The 20,566-nt window shown below is 52.3% G+C and carries 13 protein-coding genes; 7 read left to right on the top strand and 6 right to left on the bottom strand.

The annotated features are described in order from the left end of the window. The first annotated feature begins 613 nt into the window (after positions 1 to 613). Positions 614 to 3,262: a phosphotransferase RcsD gene (gene rcsD / locus KUE00_RS02645; RefSeq protein WP_246757932.1), complete on the top strand. Its 2,649-nt coding sequence runs from the start codon at positions 614 to 616 to the stop codon at positions 3,260 to 3,262. A gap of 1 nt (position 3,263) precedes the next feature. Next, complete coding sequence (gene rcsB, locus KUE00_RS02650) at positions 3,264 to 3,914, top strand: response regulator transcription factor RcsB (RefSeq protein WP_034938033.1); 651 nt, start codon at positions 3,264 to 3,266, stop codon at positions 3,912 to 3,914. 203 nt (positions 3,915 to 4,117) lie between these two features. Here rcsB and rcsC read toward each other — a convergent pair whose 3' ends face one another. The 3 genes from rcsC to gyrA form a co-directional block, all read right to left on the bottom strand. Then, the gene (rcsC, locus tag KUE00_RS02655; RefSeq protein ID WP_246757933.1) at positions 4,118 to 6,970 is read right to left on the bottom strand and encodes a two-component system sensor histidine kinase RcsC; all 2,853 of its coding nucleotides are present in this window, start codon (positions 6,968 to 6,970) and stop codon (positions 4,118 to 4,120) included. Positions 6,971 to 7,187: 217 nt separating this feature from the next. After that, positions 7,188 to 7,751, bottom strand: coding sequence for a hypothetical protein (locus KUE00_RS02660; protein ID WP_246757934.1), 564 nt, complete (start codon positions 7,749 to 7,751; stop codon positions 7,188 to 7,190). A 174-nt stretch (positions 7,752 to 7,925) separates the two neighbouring features. Continuing rightward, entirely contained in the window at positions 7,926 to 10,562 is a 2,637-nt protein-coding gene (gene gyrA / locus KUE00_RS02665; RefSeq protein WP_246757935.1) for a DNA topoisomerase (ATP-hydrolyzing) subunit A, read from the bottom strand. A 191-nt stretch (positions 10,563 to 10,753) separates the two neighbouring features. Between gyrA and ubiG the strand changes: the two genes are divergently transcribed. From ubiG to yfaE, 5 genes are all read left to right on the top strand, one after another. Continuing rightward, complete coding sequence (ubiG, locus tag KUE00_RS02670) at positions 10,754 to 11,482, top strand: bifunctional 2-polyprenyl-6-hydroxyphenol methylase/3-demethylubiquinol 3-O-methyltransferase UbiG (RefSeq protein ID WP_246757936.1); 729 nt, start codon at positions 10,754 to 10,756, stop codon at positions 11,480 to 11,482. Positions 11,483 to 11,758: 276 nt separating this feature from the next. Beyond that, positions 11,759 to 12,079, top strand: coding sequence for a hypothetical protein (locus tag KUE00_RS02675; RefSeq protein WP_246757937.1), 321 nt, complete (start codon positions 11,759 to 11,761; stop codon positions 12,077 to 12,079). A 966-nt stretch (positions 12,080 to 13,045) separates the two neighbouring features. Continuing rightward, entirely contained in the window at positions 13,046 to 15,331 is a 2,286-nt protein-coding gene (nrdA, locus tag KUE00_RS02680) for a class 1a ribonucleoside-diphosphate reductase subunit alpha (RefSeq protein ID WP_246757938.1), read from the top strand. 76 nt (positions 15,332 to 15,407) lie between these two features. Continuing rightward, on the top strand, positions 15,408 to 16,538 hold the full coding sequence (gene nrdB, locus KUE00_RS02685) for a class Ia ribonucleoside-diphosphate reductase subunit beta (RefSeq protein ID WP_246757939.1): 1,131 nt from the start codon (positions 15,408 to 15,410) through the stop codon (positions 16,536 to 16,538). 2 nt (positions 16,539 to 16,540) lie between these two features. Continuing rightward, positions 16,541 to 16,801, top strand: a complete 261-nt coding sequence (gene yfaE / locus KUE00_RS02690; protein ID WP_246757940.1) for a class I ribonucleotide reductase maintenance protein YfaE — start codon at positions 16,541 to 16,543, stop codon at positions 16,799 to 16,801. Between the two features lie 58 nt (positions 16,802 to 16,859). Here the strand turns inward: yfaE and KUE00_RS02695 are convergent, their stop codons facing one another. The 3 genes from KUE00_RS02695 to KUE00_RS02705 form a co-directional block, all read right to left on the bottom strand. Next, positions 16,860 to 17,159 (bottom strand): hypothetical protein, encoded by a 300-nt coding sequence (locus tag KUE00_RS02695; RefSeq protein ID WP_246757941.1) that lies wholly within the window; start codon positions 17,157 to 17,159, stop codon positions 16,860 to 16,862. Positions 17,160 to 17,195: 36 nt separating this feature from the next. Further along, positions 17,196 to 18,806: a cholesterol oxidase substrate-binding domain-containing protein gene (locus KUE00_RS02700; RefSeq protein ID WP_246757942.1), complete on the bottom strand. Its 1,611-nt coding sequence runs from the start codon at positions 18,804 to 18,806 to the stop codon at positions 17,196 to 17,198. A 371-nt stretch (positions 18,807 to 19,177) separates the two neighbouring features. Further along, positions 19,178 to 20,383 carry a nicotinamide mononucleotide deamidase-related protein YfaY gene (locus KUE00_RS02705; RefSeq protein ID WP_246757943.1) on the bottom strand — a complete coding sequence of 402 codons (1,206 nt, stop codon included), beginning with the start codon at positions 20,381 to 20,383 and terminating at the stop codon, positions 19,178 to 19,180. Positions 20,384 to 20,566: the final 183 nt, after the last annotated feature.

Below are 20,566 nucleotides of genomic sequence, written 5' to 3' on the forward strand. Positions count from 1 at the left end.
CAGGTAAGAGGGAAATTCCTGCGTGATATTTGTTATGGAGAATGAAAAATAATGCTATCAATTGCCAAAAATCCGCGCAGGCCTGAGGTTATCGGGCTGTGCAAATAACGTCCGGCAAAAACGAGGGTATTCCCTCTGGTTCTGGCTATTTTTTACCCTGCACCAATGATTTGAGTTAAGCCAGCATAAAACCTGGCAAGCCAGGAGTTGTCTGTAAAATACCCTTTAGCTGCAATATTTGATTAACAGCGCCGTTTTTTCAGGTTATTAACACAAAGGTCAGCATGACTCTGGGTTTGCAACAGGTTATCCGCCACGCTTTGCACCGCCTGTTCTTCTTTAATTTTACGAAATGTGATAAAAAGTAGCGCTTACTGCGACAAGCTTTTAACGGAAACTATGACGACTCAGGACGCCAGACCGACCGCCAGCGCGCTGGCCACCCAGTACGCTTTTTCTGCGAGAATATTACGGCCTTTGGGCGTAAATTTAGCGCAAGGTAATCCCGAACCGTTTGCGGCGGAAACGGTACCTGACGTCTGTTTTACCGCTTGCCCGCTCGCTGGCGCTGTTCCGCAGCGCCCGGCTGACTCGTTAACTGGGGCCTGGCTATATGATGCCTTATAAATTTCCACTGACTTCGGGCAACGTTACCCGCTTTTTTGCGATATTTATTCTGGTGCTGCTGCTGGCATCAGGATTTATGATCCATAACGCCGTTAACGCCTGGCTGACCGATAAACGTTACGCGATGGCGGATATCGCCCACGCCATGCAGAAGCGCATTGACACCTACCGTTTCGCTACCTGGCAGATTTATGAAAATCTTGCGGCCAGCGCCGCTGGTGCAACGCCCAATAGCCTGCAGGAAACCCGCCTGCGTCCGGACGTTTACTATCTTGAAAAAACCCGGCGCAAAACCGAATCGTTGATTTTTGGTTCACACGACGGCAGTACGCTGGATATGACGCTGCGTATGTCCAACTATCTGGACACGCTGTGGGGCGCGGAAAACAGCACCTGGTCGATGTACTTCCTGAATGGTCAGGATAACAGCCTGATTTTAATCTCTACCCTGCCGCTGAAAGATATGGCGACGCGTTATAAAGAAAGTGCCATCAGCACGATTGTCGACGCGCGGCGCGCAGAGATGCTGCAACAGGCCAACGCGCTGGACGAGCGGGAGAGTTTTTCGCCGCTGCGTCGGTTTACCTGGCAAAACGATCACTACTTTACCGTGCGCACCACCTTCAACCAGCCAGGACATCTGGCAACGGTTGTCGCTTTCGATCTGCCAATCAACGATCTTATCCCGCTCAACATGCCGCTGGAAAACTTTCAGCTGAAGCAGGATATGAGCGGCACCGGCAGCACGGCAGATAATGATGACGGCACCCACAGTACCAAGGTTACGCTACTCAATCCTAACATTGAGATCGCCGCCTCGTTGACCAGCACGCCGCTACAGCTGGTCTATCGCGTGCCGCTGGTGGGCCTGGTGGTGGATACGCTGCGCAATCTGATGTGGCCGCTGTTGGCAAACTTTGTGCTGCTGCTGCTGTCGCTGGCCGGTCTCTTTTTATTACGCCAGCAATCGCTACGTCCTAACGAAAACCAGAGCGCCGAACTGGACTCTCTGCGTATCCTGAATGATGAAATTGTGGCAAGCCTGCCCGTTGGCCTGCTGGTGTATGACTTTGCCAGCAACCGCACCATCATCAGCAATAAGATTGCTGAGCATCTTTTGCCGCATCTTAATTTACAAAAAATCATTAACATGTCCGACCAGCACCAGGGCGTGTTGCAGGCCACGGTGAATAACGAAGTGTACGAAATTCGCCATGCGCGCAGCATGCTGGCCGCCAATACCCAGCTGTTTATGATGCGTGACCAGGATCGTGAACTGCTGGTCAACAAAAAATTACAGAAGGCCCAGCAGGTGCTGGATAAGAGCCACCAGACGCGCCAGCAGCTGCTGCAAAATCTGGGGCACGCGCTGAACCGGCCATTAAGCAGCATTATCGACCAGCTGCAGGCTATCGAAACGGCTCAGCCCGGCGAGAAGCTGGATGATGCGCTGCAGGAGTCACAGGCGCTGCGACGCCTGGTGGATGATATCGTGCTGCTGAACCGGCTGGAAACCCACGACTGGGCACCGGATGCGGGCGCTTTCAATCTACAGAGCGTGCTTGACGAGCTGGTAACGGAAGCCCTCCCCTCGCTGCGCCGCAAAGGACTCAGGCTGGTGGTCAGTAACCGCCTTAGCAGCGATGAAAACCGCTTTGGCGATCGGCGGGCCATTTTCAAAATTTTGACCACGTTGCTGCACTACTCTATCACCAGCACCAGCTGGGGCAGGATCTCTATTGAGGTCAGCCATCCTGCCGACAGGCCCGATCGGCTGGCTATTGAGATGGTCGATACCGGCGCTGGCCTGACGGTAGACGAAATGGGCAATACCGATTTCCCGTTCCTTGGCGAAACCAGTCAGGATCGCTTTGGGCAGGCTTCCGGTCTGGCTTTCTTCCTGTGTAAACAGTTATGTAAACAGCTTGGCGGTCATCTGGAAATTGTTGCACGCCCCGATATCGGCACGCGCTACAGCATTCAGGTACATGCGCCGCAGGAGCACCAGCAGGATCGGGAAGAGAAGCTGCTGGAAGGCCTGACCGCGCTGATTGATATCAACGTGGATGAAATAAGAAAAATAGTGGTTCACCAACTGGAAAACTGGGGAGCCAGCTGTATCACTCCTGATGAGCGTTTTTCTGGTCAGGATCACGATGTGCTGGTCACGGACGATCCGGCCAGTATGACCGCGTGGTCGCTGCTGCTTACGGATGATGAGGCGGGCTATACGGCACTTTCTCGCGATCGCTTCAGGGTGAACTTCAATATCAGCAGCGCAATGCAGGATGCGTTGCTACAGCTTATTGAGCTTCAGCTGGCCCTGGACGAACCCGAAGAAGAGGAACAACCTGCGCAGCTGTTTGCGCCAGGCTACTTCCAACTGTTTGTTGAGACAGTACCAGATGATGTAAAGAGATTGTATAATGAGGCGGCGGAAAGGGACTTAAGTTCGCTTGCTCAGACTGCACATCGCCTGAAGGGCGTGTTTGCCATGCTTAATTTGACACCGGGCAAGCAGCTTTGTGAAACGTTAGAACAGCACATAACCGAGTGTGACAATTCAAACATTAAAAATACCACCAGCGACATCGACCGCTACGTCAATGAGCTGCTGCAGCAAGGTAACCAATAATATGAACAACCTGAATGTAATTATTGCCGACGACCATCCTATTGTTCTGTTCGGCATTCGTAAGTCACTCGAACAGATTGAATGGGTCAATGTTGTCGGTGAGTTCGAAGATTCCACAGCATTAATCAACAGTCTCTCCAAGCTGGACGCCAACGTTCTGATTACCGATCTGTCAATGCCGGGCGAAAAGTATGGCGACGGCATTACGCTAATCAAATATATCAAGCGCCACTATCCGGACCTGTCAATTATCGTTCTGACCATGAACAATAACCCGGCAATCCTCAGCGCCGTGCTGGATCTGGACATTGAGGGGATCGTGCTGAAGCAAGGCGCGCCAACCGATTTGCCAAAAGCGCTGGCCGCACTGCAAAAAGGGAAAAAATACACGCCGGAAAGCGTGGCTAAGCTGCTGGAGAAAATCAGCGCTGGCGGCTACGGCGACAAACGCCTTTCACCAAAGGAAAGTGAAGTACTGCGTTTGTTCGCTGAAGGCTTCCTGGTAACTGAAATCGCCAAGAAGTTAAACCGCAGCATCAAAACCATCAGTAGCCAGAAGAAGTCAGCGATGATGAAGCTGGGCGTGGACAACGATATTGCGCTGCTGAACTACCTCTCTTCCGTCAGCACCATGCCGGTAGACAAGGACTAAGCAAACGCGCGGTTGCCCCTGCGGCCGATCGACAACGGGCCTGACATCGCGTCAGGCCCGTTTTTTTATGGGCGTTACTCTGCCCTCAAAGCAGATTACAACGGGCAGATAGCCGTTATCCCTCCCGCCCTTTTCTCACCCGCCCGGCATAGAACGCCAGCGTTTGCTGTAGCGTATTCAGCGTCACCGGCTTCGACAGACAGTTATCCCTCCCGCCCTTTTCTCACCCGCTCGGCATAGAACGCCAGCGTTTGCTGTAGCGTATCCAGCGTCACCGGCTTCGACAGACAGTTATCCATGCCCGCTTCCATACAGCGCTGCTTCTCTTCTGCCAGCGCGTTAGCCGTGACGCCCACCACCGGGAAGGTCAGCCCCAGCTGGCGCAGCCGCTGTGCAAGGCGATAGCCGTCCATATTCGGCATATTTACGTCGGTCAGGACGATATCAATGTCGTTGCGGCTCAACACGTTCAACGCGTCTACGCCATCCTGTGCGGTCTTGACCCTGTAACCCAGCGAGCCAAGCTGATCGGAAAGCAGCATGCGGTTAATAGGATGGTCATCCACCACCAGAATAAGAATATCTTCGTTGCTGACGCTTTTCTCTTCCGTTTCCGGCAGCCCCGATGGCGCATTCGGCATTTCTACCTCAACGCGATAGATCCTTCCCAGCAGCGCGGGCAGCTCGTGCGGCGTCGTGGTGCCGTATACCCAGCGCCCCGTAGACAGCTCCTGCGGGCCGTCGTTATGGCTACCGTCAAAGCGAATCGTCGCGCGGTGCGGCTGCTGAGTAGTAAAATCGTAATCCGTGACGATAACGTCATCCGCTTCGCAGCGGCTTTGCTCCTGCAAACGTTCAACGATCAGGCCATGCTCATCCAGCAGCTTTACAAGGAAGCTGGCCAGCTCCTCGTTGCGCAGCTCCAGCCAGCATTTTTTCCCCTGCAGGCCATCGTGGCGTAACGGCTTTTTCACCTTGCTGTTATAGAGCGGAATGCGCACGATAAACTGGCTGCCCATCCCGGGCTCGGAATCCACCTCAATATCGCCATCCATCATGTTGATAAGCTTTTCGCAGATTGCCAGGCCCAGCCCGGTTCCCTGGAAATTGCGCTGAACGCCGCTGCCCACCTGGAAGAAAGGATCGAACAGACGAGTAATCTCTTTTGCCGGAATGCCTACCCCGGTGTCGCGCACGCGAAAAGCCAGATAGCCATCTTTAACCCAGGCCTGGAGAATAATGCCGCCGGTATGGGTAAATTTAATCGCGTTATTGAGCAGGTTTGAAATGACCTGCTGTAAACGAATAGGATCGCCTTCCAGCGTCACCGGTACGTCGCTGTTGATAAAGCACCAGAGCGTCAGCCGCTTCTTCACTACCATCGCCAGATAATTAGAGGCGATATGCGTGATTACCTCACGCGGTGCAAACTCACGCGGTTCAATACGCAGCTGCTCCGACTCAATTTTAGAGAAGTCGAGAATATCGCTGATAATTTTTAGCAGCAGGCTGGAAGAGTTATTCATTGCCGTCACCAGCGACTCGACGCCTTTAGGCAGCGCGCGGGTTTGCAGCAGATCCAGGTTGCCGATAATGCCATACAGCGGCGTACGCAGCTCGTGGCTGACGGTGGCCAGGAACATCGACTTCGACTGGCTCGCCTGCTCGGCCGCCTGCGCCATCTCCTGCAGCGACTCTTCCATTTTAACGCGGGCGCTGACGTCGACCAGTACGCAAATCGCCACGTTTTCATTGCGATAGCGTGAATGCACAAAGCTGATTTGCAGGTTGGTATTGCTGCCGGTCAGCACATCAACAAAATTGACCTGCTGGCCGCAGATAATCTCCGTCAGCCGCTGCCTGTCTTCCTGCGTCAGCATGCTGAGGTAGTTATGCGCCAGCTCGTTACTCAGAATGTTAGTGCCGTCGCTGGTGCGTAAGATACAGATACCTACCGGCGCGGAAGCCACGATTTTACGGTTGAACTGCTCGTGCTCTTCCAGCCGGTGAGCGTTGTCTTCCGCCGGTAAAAACATGCGCCGTTCAAACAGCCAGGCCAGCGAAAACAGGATAATAGCGCTGATTACGTTCAGTAGAATCGAGTTGATGATCAGCATCTTTAGCTTTTCAACCATCTCGTCGGTCTGTACCGAATAGACAACGCTGAGCGTAGACGGCGTCAGCTTTTTCTTCATTACCAGCTGCTTATAGCCGTTGATATAGCCAAACCAGTTACTGTCATCAGGCAAATCGTCAAGCGAAATGCGGCTGCCGGTCGATGAAGAGGAGAGAACGCGCTGGCCATTAGCATCCAGCAGCGTGGTATTAACCGGGAAGCTGCCGGGAATAATAAATTCGTCCAGCCGGATGACTTGCTCAATGCCCAGCAGCGCGGTCATTTTGCTCCCCGTATAAACAGGCGTCACCATGTAGTAATAGCCTGAGCCCGGCTGCCCCGTGGAGGCCACCCAGAAAAAGCTGTTTTTCCGCTCTTCTTCATTGCCGTTGCGATACTTAAGCACGCGTTCGTGCAGCGACTTTAGCGCGCGTTCACGGCTGGAGGCATTACCTATGCCAAAGTCCGCCAGACACAGGCTTTTCCCACCGATAAAAAATACGCGGTTAAGCTCGTAGGCAGAGGCAAAGTTCGTCTTCCAGTAATGAAGGAAATAGCTGAGCGATTCCAGCGAATTACGCCAGGTGCCGCTCATGGCGCTACAGTCCGAGTCCGAGTAAAGCGGATAAAACTGCGGCGGCGTAGTTTTGCCAGTAAAAACGCCGTTCAGCACGTCCAGGCCGTTGGCCGAAGCGTTGAGGCGATTTTCCGCAATGTACTTCAGCTCGCGCGTAACGTCAGCGGAATGGCGAATGTACCACTGCGCCTGCTCGAAATCCGTATTAAACTCCTGGCGAACCTGGGTTTCTTTTTCATGCAGAACGTTAATGATGTAAAACGTGGTCAGCAGCGCGCCCAATGTCCAGAGCATCAGTGCTAATGCCCGGAACAGGTAACGGGAGATCCTTAACGTTGTTCTGAACGAGACTAAGTATTTCAAGCGGAACCTACAGTAGCGACTGGTCTGATGACAATTTCGATCCCGCTACAGTACCGCCACAGGGCTAAAAAAGCCAGTTACCTGTCGGTTTAAAGGACGGTTTTATGCTTAAAATAGCCTCTTCGCTTAAGATTTTTCCGAACCGCGCCGATTCAGGCAGATGTATCCGCCGGTCCCGCCGTTCTGACGGACCTGCCGGGCCAGCTTTTCCGCATTTTCACACATACAGCCGAGTGCCAGGGCGACAATTTCGTCTCTGGACGGCCTGCCTGACGGTTTTTGCGGACTCGGTGTTTTTCCACTGCTTTTCGATGACATAGAGCGCCTCCTGCGCATAGCTTTGATGATAAAAATAGCCCGCTGCTCTGGCGTGCCGCAGAAAAAGACGATAGTACAGCCTGCCCAGATTTTTCCGGATGGCTACCGCGGTCAGCATCATGGGCTGACGATGCCGCGAGAAGTCGACAATGACTGCGCCAATGCCCTGAACCAGCAGCTTGTTCAGTTCCTTACGATTGAATCCCATCGCGCTGTCCGCTTTAAAACGGCCTTTGCTCCCCGGAAACAGTAACCTTTCATGCGGGTAGAAGCTCACCATCCAGGCAAAGTTCTCAACGTAATACTGCGACCACTGCCCGGTAAACAGAAAGTGCATGGCCGAATGCAGCGGATTAATTTCAACCATATAGGCCCGGCTTCTGCCGTCCCGCTTCTGGACCGTAACCAGATAGCGCTCCGCTTTGCCTGGCAATGCAAAATAACGTGCAATCCTGATTTGCATAGGTACCTCCTTTACGTGCCCCGTCTGTATATCATTCCCCTGATTTATCGTCAGGTTTTGCTACCAATATTGCGTAGCGGCTTCCAGTTTATTACCTGCCGCCGTGGCTACGAAAAAAGGACATAAAAAAAGCCGGTTCAGGGAACCGGCTTTTCAGGCGCACAGCAAACGAATTTATTCTTCTTCGTCGTTTTCTGGCGCATCGTCCTCGATGACTTCCGGCGCGATATCGTCGTCGCCCTCCGCCACGCTGCCGTCGATAGCGTCCAGCTCTTCTTCCGCTACCGGTTCAGCTACGCGCTGCAGGCCCACCACGTTTTCATCTTCAGCGGTGCGGATCAGGATAACACCCTGGGTGTTACGCCCTACCACGCTGACCTCAGAAACGCGCGTGCGAACCAGCGTACCAGCGTCGGTGATCATCATAATCTGATCGCTGTCGACAACCTGTACCGCGCCAATGACCGGACCGTTACGATCGGTCACCTTGATCGAAATAACGCCCTGGGTAGCACGAGACTTGGTCGGGTATTCGCTGTTGGCGGTACGTTTACCGTAACCGTTCTGCGTAACCGTCAGGATGGCACCCTCGTCACGCGGCACGATTAGCGACACGACGCGATCGCCTTCGGCCAGCTTGATACCGCGTACGCCCGAAGCCGTACGGCCCATGGCACGCACCGCGCTTTCTGCAAAGCGCACCACTTTACCCGCTGCAGAGAACAGCATGGCTTCGTCGCTACCGTTAGTCAGCGACACGCCAATCAGCTCATCGTCTTCACGCAGGTTGACGGCGATGATACCGGCGCTGCGCGGACGGCTAAACTCGGTCAGCGCGGTTTTCTTCACGGTGCCGCTGGCGGTCGCCATAAAGATATTCCAGCCTTCAGCATATTCACGCACCGGCAGGATTGCGGTGATGCGTTCGTTAGCTTCCAGCGGCAGCAGGTTGACGATAGGACGTCCACGCGCGCCACGGCTCGCTTCCGGCAGCTGGTAAACCTTCATCCAGTAGAGACGGCCACGGCTCGAGAAACAGAGGATCGTGTCGTGGGTATTGGCCACCAGCAGACGATCGATAAAGTCTTCTTCTTTGATGCGTGCTGCCGATTTGCCTTTGCCACCGCGACGCTGCGCTTCGTAATCCGTCAGAGGCTGGTACTTCACGTAGCCCTGATGAGACAGCGTAACGACAACGTCTTCCTGGTTGATCAGATCTTCGATATTGATATCGGCGCTGTTGGCGGTGATTTCGGTACGGCGCTTGTCGCCGAACTGATCGCGAACCAGCTCCAGCTCCTCGCGGATCACTTCCATCAGGCGCTCGGCGCTTTCCAGAATATGAATCAGCTCGGCAATCTGCTCCAGCAGCTCTTTGTACTCGTCCAGCAGCTTTTCATGCTCCAGACCGGTCAGCTTTTGCAGACGCAGATCCAGGATAGCCTGAGCCTGCTGCTCGGTCAGATAGTACTGGCCGTCACGAATACCGAACTCGTCTTCCAGCCATTCCGGACGCGCGGCGTTGTCACCGGCACGCTCCAGCATGGCGGAAACGTTACCCAGCGCCCACGGCTGCGCGACCAGGCCCGCTTTCGCTTCCGCTGGCGTTGGCGCACGGCGGATCAGCTCGATAATCGGATCGATGTTAGCCAGCGCTATCGCCAGCGCTTCGAGGATATGCGCGCGGTCACGTGCTTTACGCAGTTCAAAGATAGTGCGGCGCGTCACCACTTCACGACGGTGGCGCACGAAGGCTTCCAGAATATCCTTCAGCGGCATAATCTTTGGCTGGCCCTGATGCAGCGCCACCATATTGATGCCGAAAGAGGTTTGCAGCTGGGTCAGCGAGTAGAGGTTGTTCAGCACCACTTCACCAACCGCGTCGCGTTTAACCTCGATAACGATGCGCATACCATCTTTATCTGATTCGTCACGCAGCGCGCTGATCCCTTCCAGACGCTTCTCTTTAACCAGCTCAGCCATCTTCTCAATCAGGCGAGCCTTGTTCACCTGATAGGGAATCTCGTGAATGATGATGGTTTCACGGCCGGTTTTCGCATCGACTTCGACTTCGCCACGCGCGCGGATGTAAATTTTGCCGCGCCCGGTGCGATACGCCTCTTCAATACCGCGACGGCCGTTGATAATGGCGGCTGTCGGGAAGTCTGGCCCCGGAATGTGTTCCATCAGCCCTTCAATGCTGATGTTTTCATCTTCGATGTAGGCCAGGCAGCCGTTGATCACTTCCGTCAGGTTGTGCGGCGGAATATTGGTCGCCATCCCTACCGCGATGCCCGAAGAGCCGTTCACCAGCAGGTTCGGGATTTTCGTCGGCATGACTTCCGGGATCTGCTCGGTGCCGTCGTAGTTAGGCACAAAGTCAACGGTCTCTTTTTCCAGATCGGAGAGCAGCTCGTGGGCGATTTTGGACATGCGCACTTCGGTATAACGCATCGCGGCGGCGGAGTCGCCGTCAACGGAACCAAAGTTACCCTGGCCATCTACCAGCATATAGCGCAGCGAGAACGGCTGCGCCATACGGACAATGGTGTCATAAACGGCGGTGTCGCCGTGAGGGTGGTATTTACCGATAACGTCGCCGACAACACGGGCGGACTTTTTATAAGGTTTGTTCCAGTCATTGCCCAGCACGTTCATGGCATAGAGTACACGACGGTGTACTGGTTTCAGGCCATCGCGAACATCTGGCAATGCACGGCCAACAATGACCGACATGGCGTAATCGAGGTAAGAGTTTTTTAACTCTTCTTCAATATTAACCGGTGTGATTTCTCTGGCCAGGTCACTCATTCAGGCTCTTTCCTTCTAAAATATACCCGGATTCAAAGGTGCGAAAGTATACCACCTTTCGGCCTGGTGGTGAATGGAAAGCATCGTTTCCGGCGCTTTAATCGCGCGCTTTTCTGCCATTGGCGGCTCGCTGCCCTTCACCGCATGGAAAGATGTATACTGAAGCCAAACCTGTAGGGAGTCAGAAAACAATGAAGGCAGAGCAAAACAGCGCCACGGCTAACGTGGATCATCAGGAAATTGCTAAATTCGAGGCGGTTGCATCACGCTGGTGGGATCTGGAAGGCGAATTTAAGCCGCTTCACCGTATTAACCCGCTGCGCCTTGGCTATATTGCTCAGCACAGTAACGGCCTGTTTGGCAAAAAGGTGCTGGACGTCGGCTGCGGCGGCGGCATTCTGGCCGAGAGCATGGCGCGTGAAGGCGCAGAAGTCACCGGCCTGGATATGGGTGCGGAACCGCTGGAGATTGCCCGGCTGCACGCGCTCGAAAGCGGCGTAAAGGTAGAGTATGTGCAGCAAACGGTAGAAGAGCATGCCGAGCAGTTTGCCGGTCAGTATGACGTGGTGACCTGTATGGAGATGCTGGAGCACGTGCCGGATCCGCGCTCCGTAGTGCATGCCTGCGCCAGACTGGTTAAGCCAGGCGGCGAAGTCTTTTTCTCTACGCTCAACCGCAACAGCAAATCCTGGCTGATGGCGGTCATCGGTGCAGAATACGTATTGCGCATGGTGCCGCGCGGCACGCACGACATTAAGAAATTTATCCGTCCCGGCGAGCTGCTGAACTGGGTTGATGAAACGCAGCTGCGCGAACGCCATATGATTGGCCTGCATTATAATCCGCTGACCAATAAGTTTAAGCTGGCGCCTGGCGTAGACGTTAACTATATGGTGCACACGCACTCGCCTGCCGAATGATTTTGTTTCCCTTAAGAACGCGGTTCTTAAGGGAAGTTTTAAATCCTCCCACTGTGAGAGAGCTCATATTTTTTTGTGTATTATCAATGCAAGATTCCATAAATATGCAGCAAGCACTCTATTATTGATTCTATCTTCTTGATAGCGCATCTCATTTTATGGCAATTGACATAAAATCACATTATTTGACCTGATGTTAAAAAGAATGTAATTGTGAAATTACCTTGTTAAGCAGTAAAGGGAAATACTTCAAATTGAAATTACAAGGAGGATATTATGACGATAAGAGAAATTAGTCCTGAATATTGGGATGCAATCTCAGGCGGTAATGCCAACAGCAATAATGAAGGGCCTTTTTCAGGGCGCAGAAGCAGGCAGTCTACTATACAAAGAGGTGCCGCAGTAGATATTTATAAGGATGTTAGTACCCAATGCTTAATGGATATTGGTTCGGGAATAATTGGTGGTTTAAAAAGTGGACCAGCAGCGGTATTGTCTGGAATGATCGCTAACTCTTATAACTCTTGCGTTCGCGATCCTGGCAGTCGAAATTCAAATGGAGGAGGAAGTATCTCTCCGGGACAATGCACGTGGTAAAAAAAAAGCTTTTGATAAAATCAGGACACATAATTGTCGTTATTGTAGGTTTTCAATTTGCAGCATCTATATTGAGCGGAGCACATATCATCTCTGGCTGGTTAGAGTTACCAGAGAATTTTTCGCATTGGGCAGTAGTAGTCATTACATCGCTAGGTTGTGTCCGATTTTTAGAAGATATTTACAGCTGGTTTCTGGAACGGTTTAGTAAATCCAGTAAGGCTACCGATTGACCTATTTTATAAAAGCCTGTTTGTAGGGTAGCTCGCAGTACAGAGGCCACTTTGATGAGTGGCCTTTTTACTGCAGACTTAACCTATAAAATCATGCTAATACGCACTAAAAGTAACACTTCCATTTGGCTATTTTTTTATTGACCCGTAATTAAAAATCTTCTGTCACCTCGACGAAAGCTTCCCTTTTACCCTGCGGTAAACGTACCGGGTAACAACCCTTGCGGTACAGCGGGCAAGCTCCCCTGCCGCAGAACCGCACTGACATACGCTTTCCCGGACGAAAAATCGCCGCAGCGCTCCCGGTAAGGTGCTTCCCCTTTTTTTCTCTTATTTCATCTTTATAAGTATTTCGTCTTTCTTAAGTCGCTGTTTGCCTGGTGCATCTGGCGATCTGAAGTATACTTTTTCGCCAAAAAAAACGGCGGGGTTTCACTGCTGAGCAATAAAGCCGCGTTCAGCTATTTTTTGAATTTTTTTTCCAGCGTGTTGACAAGGACGTGGAGCCTTGAGAAACGCGGACTTAGGAAAACCGCCAGCTCTGGATCAGTAAAATTGCCGCTTCGTCAAGGCTTGTTAAGATCGCAGAACTTACTAAAATAACCACCATATTGTTATCAATACTTCCCTTACCCCCTATATATAGTGTTTATCCACAGAGTTACTCACACCCGAGCAGTCTGTGCATAAACGGGGGATACTTTCGATCTCACGGACAGGATAAAAACGCCACATGAATCAGAGCCTGCTTGTCACTAAACGCGATGGCCGCACCGAACGCATCAATCTGGATAAAATCCACCGCGTACTTGACTGGGCTGCAGAAGGACTGCAAAACGTTTCCGTCTCACAGGTTGAGCTGCGTTCTCATATCCAGTTTTATGAAGGTATCAAGACCTCTGATATTCATGAAACGATCATCAAATCCGCTGCCGACCTGATCTCGCGCGATGCGCCGGACTATCAGTATATGGCCGCCCGCCTGGCAATCTTCCATCTGCGTAAAAAAGCATACGGCCAGTTTGAACCGCCTAAGCTTTACGATCAGGTGAAGCGCATGGTGGACCTGGGCAAATATGACCGTCACCTGCTGGAAGATTACAGCGCAGAAGAGTTCGAGCTGATGGACGGCTTTATTGACCACTGGCGCGATATGAACTTCTCTTATGCTGCCGTAAAACAGCTGGAAGGTAAGTATCTGGTACAGAACCGCGTCAGCGGCGATATCTACGAAAGCGCGCAGTTCCTCTATATTCTGGTGGCCGCCTGTTTGTTCTCCGGCTATCCGCGTGAAACGCGTCTGGATTACGTGAAGCGTTTTTATGACGCCATCTCCACCTTTAAAATTTCACTGCCGACGCCAATCATGTCCGGCGTGCGTACGCCAACTCGCCAGTTCAGCTCTTGCGTGCTGATCGAGTGCGGCGACAGCTTGGACTCTATCAACGCGACATCCAGCGCGATTGTGAAGTACGTTTCACAGCGCGCCGGTATCGGCATCAACGCTGGCCGCATCCGTGCGCTGGGCAGCCCGATCCGCGGCGGGGAAGCTTTCCACACCGGCTGTATTCCTTTTTACAAGCATTTCCAGACTGCGGTGAAATCCTGTTCGCAAGGCGGCGTGCGCGGCGGTGCGGCCACGTTGTTCTACCCAATGTGGCATCTGGAAGTTGAAAGCCTGCTGGTGCTGAAAAACAACCGTGGCGTGGAAGGCAACCGCGTGCGTCATATGGACTATGGCGTGCAGCTGAACAAGCTGATGTATACCCGTCTGCTGAAAGGCGAAGAGATCACCCTGTTCAGCCCTTCCGACGTGCCGGGCCTGTATGACGCTTTCTTTGCCGATCAGGAAGAGTTTGAGCGCCTGTACACCAAATATGAAAAAGACGACAGCATTCGCAAGCAGCGTGTAAAAGCCGTTGACCTGTTCTCGCTGATGATGCAGGAACGTGCCTCTACCGGCCGTATCTACATTCAGAACGTTGACCACTGCAACACGCATAGCCCGTTCGATCCTGCTATCGCGCCGGTCCGCCAGTCTAACCTCTGCCTGGAAATCGCGCTGCCGACCAAACCGCTGATGGACGTTAATGACGAAAACGGCGAAATCGCGCTGTGTACGCTGTCGGCGTTTAACCTGGGCGCTATTGAAAGCCTGGACGATCTGCAAGAGCTGGCAACGCTGGCCGTACGTGCGCTGGACGCGCTGCTGGACTACCAGGATTACCCGATTCCTGCGGCAAAACGCGGCGCAATGGGCCGTCGTACGCTGGGTATCGGCGTAATTAACTTCGCTTACTATCTGGCGAAGCACGGCGTACGCTACTCGGACGGCAGCGCCAACAACCTGACGCACAAAACTTTTGAAGCTATTCAGTATTACTTGCTGAAGGCTTCTAACGACCTGGCGAAAGAGCAAGGTGCGTGCCCGTGGTTCAACGAAACCACCTACGCGCAGGGCATTCTGCCGATCGATACCTATAAGAAAGACCTGGATGCCATCAGCAACGAGCCGCTGCATCTGGACTGGGAAGCGCTGCGCGAAGAGATCAAAACGCACGGCCTGCGCAACTCCACGCTTTCTGCGCTGATGCCGTCAGAAACCTCGTCGCAGATTTCTAATGCGACTAACGGCATCGAACCACCGCGCGGCCACATCAGCATTAAAGCGTCGAAAGACGGCATTCTGCGTCAGGTAGTGCCGGAATATGAGCGCCTGAAAGACCAGTATGAGCTGCTGTGGGATATGCCAAACAACGACGGCTATTTACAGCTGGTTGGCCTGATGCAGAAGTTTATCGACCAGGCGATTTCGTCGAACACCAACTATGACCCGACGCGCTTTGCTAACGGTCGCGTGCCGATGAAACAGCTGCTGAAAGATCTGCTGACCGCCTATAAGTTCGGCGTGAAAACGCTGTACTACCAGAACACCCGTGACGGTGCAGAAGATGCCCAGGACGATCTGGCGCCATCCATTCAGGATGACGGCTGTGAAAGCGGCGCCTGCAAAATTTAACCATAGCGGGGCGACTATCGCCCCCTGATTTTCTGTCGGGCCGGGTTTTCTCTGCCCTTCTTCACTGGATAATGACATGGCTTACACCACGTTCTCGCAAAATAAAAACGATCAGCTGAACGAACCGATGTTTTTCGGCCAGCCGGTTAACGTCGCCCGCTACGATCAGCAAAAATACGGTATTTTTGAAAAGCTGATTGAAAAGCAGCTCTCCTTTTTCTGGCGTCCGGAAGAAGTGGACGTGTCGCGCGACCGTATCGACTACCAGGGCTTGCCGGATCACGAAAAGCACATTTTTATCAGCAACCTGAAGTATCAAACGCTGCTGGACTCTATCCAGGGCCGCAGTCCAAACGTCGCGCTGCTGCCGCTGATTTCGATTCCCGAGCTGGAAACCTGGGTAGAAACCTGGGCGTTTTCCGAAACTATCCACTCGCGCTCCTATACCCATATCATTCGCAATATCGTCAACGACCCGGCGATTGTGTTTGACGATATCGTGACCAACGAGCAGATTCTGTCGCGCGCCAAAGATATTTCGGGTTACTACGACGACCTGATCGAAATGACCAACTACTGGCATCTGCTGGGTGAAGGCACGCATCAGGTTAACGGCAAAACCGTTACCGTTAATCTGCGGGCGCTGAAAAAGCAGCTTTACGTCTGCCTGATGAGCGTAAACGCGCTGGAAGCCATCCGCTTTTATGTTAGCTTCGCCTGTTCTTTTGCTTTTGCAGAACGCGAGCTGATGGAAGGCAACGCAAAGATTATCAAGCTGATCGCCCGCGACGAAGCGCTGCATCTGACCGGCACGCAGCATATGCTGAACCTGTTACGCAGCGGTGAAGACGATCCGGAAATGGCTGAGATCGCTAAAGAGTGCCAGCAGGAATGTTACGACCTGTTTGTGCTGGCAGCGCAGCAGGAAAAAGAGTGGGCGGAATATCTGTTCCGCGACGGCTCAATGATCGGTCTGAACAAAGATATTCTTTGCCAGTACATTGAGTACATCACCAATATCCGCATGAATGCGGTTGGGCTGGAGCTGCCGTTTAAGACCCGTTCTAACCCAATTCCGTGGATCAACTCCTGGCTGGTTTCCGACAACGTGCAGGTTGCGCCGCAGGAAGTAGAGGTTAGCTCTTACCTGGTGGGTCAGATCGACTCCGAAGTGGGCGAAAACGACTTCGACGACTTCCAGCTCTAAGCATGACCGGCCCAATTATTAAACTGCGTGCTTCCGGCACGCAGCTGCACTGTCATAATGAACATCGCTCCCTGCTGGACGCGCTTGAATTTCACCAGGTTTGCGTGGAATACCAGTGCCGTGAAGGCTATTGCGGCTCCTGCCGGATTGGTCTGCTGCAAGGACAGGTCAGCTATTCATCACAGCCGCTGGCGTTTATTAAGGATGGTGAAATTCTGCCGTGCTGCTGTAAGGCAGAAGGGGATATTGAGCTGGAGCTTTAACGCTGTTTCGTCAGAGTAAAATAACCCTCAGCACTACAGAGGGTTATTACGGTTAATATCAGGCACCCCACTCTTCATCGAAATGATAGGCTATACGGCTATCGTCGCCGCCCAGCGCTGTCCCTATACCTGCCACCAGTTTAGACAGGGAATAGCCCCAGGAATCCAGGGTATAGTGAAAACTGCCAAACCCAACGGAATCAAAGAATCGCCCAACCGAATAAACCACTGACATGTTGAAAATATCGTTGCTAATCATAACGGCATCAATAATCGCGTTGCCGATGTATGTTGTGATGCCAGAAAAAGAAGCGCCCGCTACCTGATCCATCTCACTAAAGCCTAACTCTTTCATCATAAATCTCCTTATATTCAGGTTAAACCGCATCCGTAGTTATTTTTCTTGAAATATCTTTTTGATAAGAGGTGACGAGAACAGATGGTGAGGATCATATTTGCTGAGCGTTTTTAAGGCGTAGCGCCAGCCATACTCATCATCCGGCAAGCTGGCAGGAATGTTTGTTTTGATAAAATCGTCATTTCCCCAGGCGCTGGTTTCGCTGTAACCCCAGCCTTTGCTCCATTCGACCCTGACCGCATAGTCGCCGGTATAGTGTTCGAAGAGCCACGCCTCCAGCTCCTTCATAAACTTATTGGCATCCGGCGTGCCTGGCATTGTCAGGACATCAAGCCAGATTGCCACATCCCATTCAGGATGAAGGCTGTCAGGACGGTTCGCGGATAAGGAAGCCGTCGCGGCGTTGGCTATACCGGTCTCTTCCGCGTTATCTAATCCGGTCACGCGGATCTCAATCGGACAATTAATCGGGAACGAATTGGCATTCTGATAGCTGGTGAGCATCTCTTTATATTTACTGTAAAACTCGTTAAGGACTTTCTGTATATTCTCTCTTTTGGTCACGATGGCATAGCCATTGGCCGTTATCCGCAGCGTGCTGGGTTTTACATACAGCAGGAGATCTTTGCTCCATCCCCACAGATCGCCGGAAATGGACGCCCCCAGGCCAACCTGCACAATTTCGTTAAGCTTCTGGCAGAGCGCGGGCGTAACTTCCTGATGATTGCTAAATATGCTTTTAACAAAATCTGAAACCTGGGAAGGGATTTTATCGCAGAAAGGATAATTAAAAGGTTGATGCACGGGCTTTGCGGTAGTGGGATAAGAGTCCGTTACCGTCCAGACCTTAAGCCAGGCTTTGTCGACGAAAGGAAACAAGATAACTTCCGCCCTGCCGCTTTTATCCAGAAAATCGATATATCTGTTGGGGCTGGTGTCGCTGTTAGCAAATAACACCTCCGGCGTTAAATTCATAAAGCTCTGGCAGCGCAGGCGGCGGTTGCGAGGAACCTGCAAGGTAACCTCTGTAATTAACGCCCGGCCAACATGAACCAGGAAAGCTGAAATCTCTTTATCTTTGCGCGTGAAGGTTTTGAGCTCGTAGCTTTTCTTCTCATCGTTCCACACTACGGCCGTCAAGGCCAGAATGCTGTTGCAGACGGAACCATAGGTGCCGCCCTGTTGCAGCGTTTCGCCTTTAGCCGGAAGACAGGTTCCGTGTCCTCCAATAGCACAAATACCGCCCAGCGTCATTTTCCCCATACCGGGCACGGCGTAAAAGCCCAGCTTCTGCTTCTCCAGTTTAGTCATCAGGTTTAACATCGTGATGCCGGGCTGGGCCGTCACGATGCCGTAGTCACCGCGCTTTTCAATCGAAACAGAGGTAAAGTTTTTCTTTAAGTCCAGGAGCAGGACTTTGCTGTTGTTTTCCCCATTTTCGATAATAAGCTGCGACCAGTTAAAGCTTCCGCCTACAGGCCTGACGCAATACGCGTTTTCTTTTGCCCAGTTAACAACCTTGACCACCTCTTCCGCATTTTTTGGCGTAAAAGTCAGGATGTGGTCGCCTTTTGTTTCTCCAGACCAGGTAATATAATTGGTATATTCATGTTTAACAGAAATATCTGTTGTAAAATTATCAGCCAAGACAAATTCCTTTTGCTATTAAGCTTGAAATAAATAAGCGCACTAAAAACGATCGCTCGTTTTTAAGCCGCTAAAAATGTGACACAACAAAAATATAAAAACAACTTTTTTTACAGGAAAGCACGTTTCCTGAGAGACGTTATGAATAAATCAAAATCATTCTGTTAAATAGAGAAATGCGCACCAATAAAATATTGGCTAACTTTTGCAGGGGAATATATTTTTGTCCAGGATATTTCTGCCTGAGGCTGGCAAAGTCATTTAGTAAAAAAGCGCGGTTTGTTATAAAGGCTGATTGTCGATATATAAACATTCAGCCTTTTCCTGAAAACATCTTAAAGCGACGTTATGGTATTACAGAAAGTCAGGCTTTAGCTTTCCGGTTTTATTTCCAGCGTATCCACCACGTCAATCCAGCCGTGACCGCTGCCAACATCCAGCCCGTCGAGCCAGCGCCTGAGCATATTTAACGCCATCATCGCAACCACATCCTGACGCGCTTTCAGACCGTGACGGCTGTTGTTGAACCTCACCTTCTGACCCCAGCTGCCTTGCGGCGTATGCAGAGCAAAGCCCAGCTGGTTATCCTGTTCGCCGCCCACCACCAGCGCCAGCGTGGCGTCACTGCCTGAGGCCAGCTGCTGCGCGCGCTGCGCCAGTTCAGCCAGGCTTTCACTCTGCGTCGGCAGTACGTTCCCTGCCGCCAGCGGCGCGGCAACAGAAGCCAGCTGCCACTGCACCAGTCCGGCGGTAAACTGTTCGCTAACGGCCAGTTGGTAACGCTGCTCGTTCAGACGACGCGCCAGCTGCGCAGGCAACGTTTCCGTTCCTTCAAAAATAATACTTTCGCCAGCGATATCGCGTACCTGCTGCCAAAACTGCTTCATCTCAGACAGCTTTGACGCGGGGCCATTTAGCTTTAACTCAATAATCGGCATAGAGGCGCGATAGCCCATCACCACGCCTTCCGGCAGCAGTAAAGGTTCAATTTCAGAAGCCAGATCGCTTTCGCCCCGGCCAAAAGTGGTTAGCCGCAGGCAAACCGGCGGATCGGAAACCGGGAAGCGAGCCTTCATTCGCGGCAGAATTTGCTGCTCAACCATCATTTTGTATTCAGAAGGCACGCCTGGCGTAAAGAAGATCCAGCAGCGGTTAAGTTCCATAGCAAAGCCGCACGCCGTGCCGATGGGATTGTCGATCATCTCTGCGCCCGCCGGAATCTCTGCCTGTTTGCGGTTGCTGTCGGCCATTTTACGGCCGCGTCCGGCAAAGAAAGCCTCCATTTTCGCCAGCCACTCTTCCTGCATAACCAGCCCAACGCCTGCTGCTTTGGCCGCCGCCGCCGCGCTTAAATCGTCGCTGGTCGGCCCCAGGCCACCGTTAACAATCAGCACATCGGCAACCTTACTGCGTTCAACAAGCACGTTGACCAGCTCCTGCATGCTGTCGCCCACGGTCTGGCGACTGGTCATCGGCAGACCTTCCTGAAACAGCCGTTCGGCAAGCCATGCCGCATTGGTGTCCACGATTTGTCCATGCAGCACTTCATCGCCGGTGGAAAGCATTTCCACTCTCATGTGTTTCTCCAGATTGTTCAGGTTTAGTTAACTGTATGAAGCAATAGCGACAATTACAATCGCATTCCGCTATCAGCCCGGCAAATGGCAGCGATAGTTAACGCCAGATTGCCGCAGCGAAGCGCGAGCGGGCACAATGGATTTATAGGCGATGCCGATTGAATAAAAGAATTTAAAAGATAA

The organism is Erwinia phyllosphaerae (assembly GCF_019132875.1).
GTDB lineage: Bacteria > Pseudomonadota > Gammaproteobacteria > Enterobacterales > Enterobacteriaceae > Erwinia > Erwinia phyllosphaerae.

Excerpts from the sequence above, each read along its gene's own strand:
- yfaE (WP_246757940.1), top strand. The coding sequence starts at position 16,541 with ATGACCGGCCCAATTATTAAACTGCGTGCTTCCGGCACGCAGCTGCAC.
- nrdA (WP_246757938.1), top strand. The coding sequence starts at position 13,046 with ATGAATCAGAGCCTGCTTGTCACTAAACGCGATGGCCGCACCGAACGC.
- rcsB (WP_034938033.1), top strand. The coding sequence starts at position 3,264 with ATGAACAACCTGAATGTAATTATTGCCGACGACCATCCTATTGTTCTG.
- nrdB (WP_246757939.1), top strand. The coding sequence starts at position 15,408 with ATGGCTTACACCACGTTCTCGCAAAATAAAAACGATCAGCTGAACGAA.
- KUE00_RS02675 (WP_246757937.1), top strand. The coding sequence starts at position 11,759 with ATGACGATAAGAGAAATTAGTCCTGAATATTGGGATGCAATCTCAGGC.
- ubiG (WP_246757936.1), top strand. The coding sequence starts at position 10,754 with ATGAAGGCAGAGCAAAACAGCGCCACGGCTAACGTGGATCATCAGGAA.
- KUE00_RS02660 (WP_246757934.1), bottom strand. The coding sequence starts at position 7,751 with ATGCAAATCAGGATTGCACGTTATTTTGCATTGCCAGGCAAAGCGGAG.
- KUE00_RS02695 (WP_246757941.1), bottom strand. The coding sequence starts at position 17,159 with ATGATGAAAGAGTTAGGCTTTAGTGAGATGGATCAGGTAGCGGGCGCT.
- gyrA (WP_246757935.1), bottom strand. The coding sequence starts at position 10,562 with ATGAGTGACCTGGCCAGAGAAATCACACCGGTTAATATTGAAGAAGAG.
- KUE00_RS02705 (WP_246757943.1), bottom strand. The coding sequence starts at position 20,383 with ATGAGAGTGGAAATGCTTTCCACCGGCGATGAAGTGCTGCATGGACAA.
- rcsD (WP_246757932.1), top strand. The coding sequence starts at position 614 with ATGATGCCTTATAAATTTCCACTGACTTCGGGCAACGTTACCCGCTTT.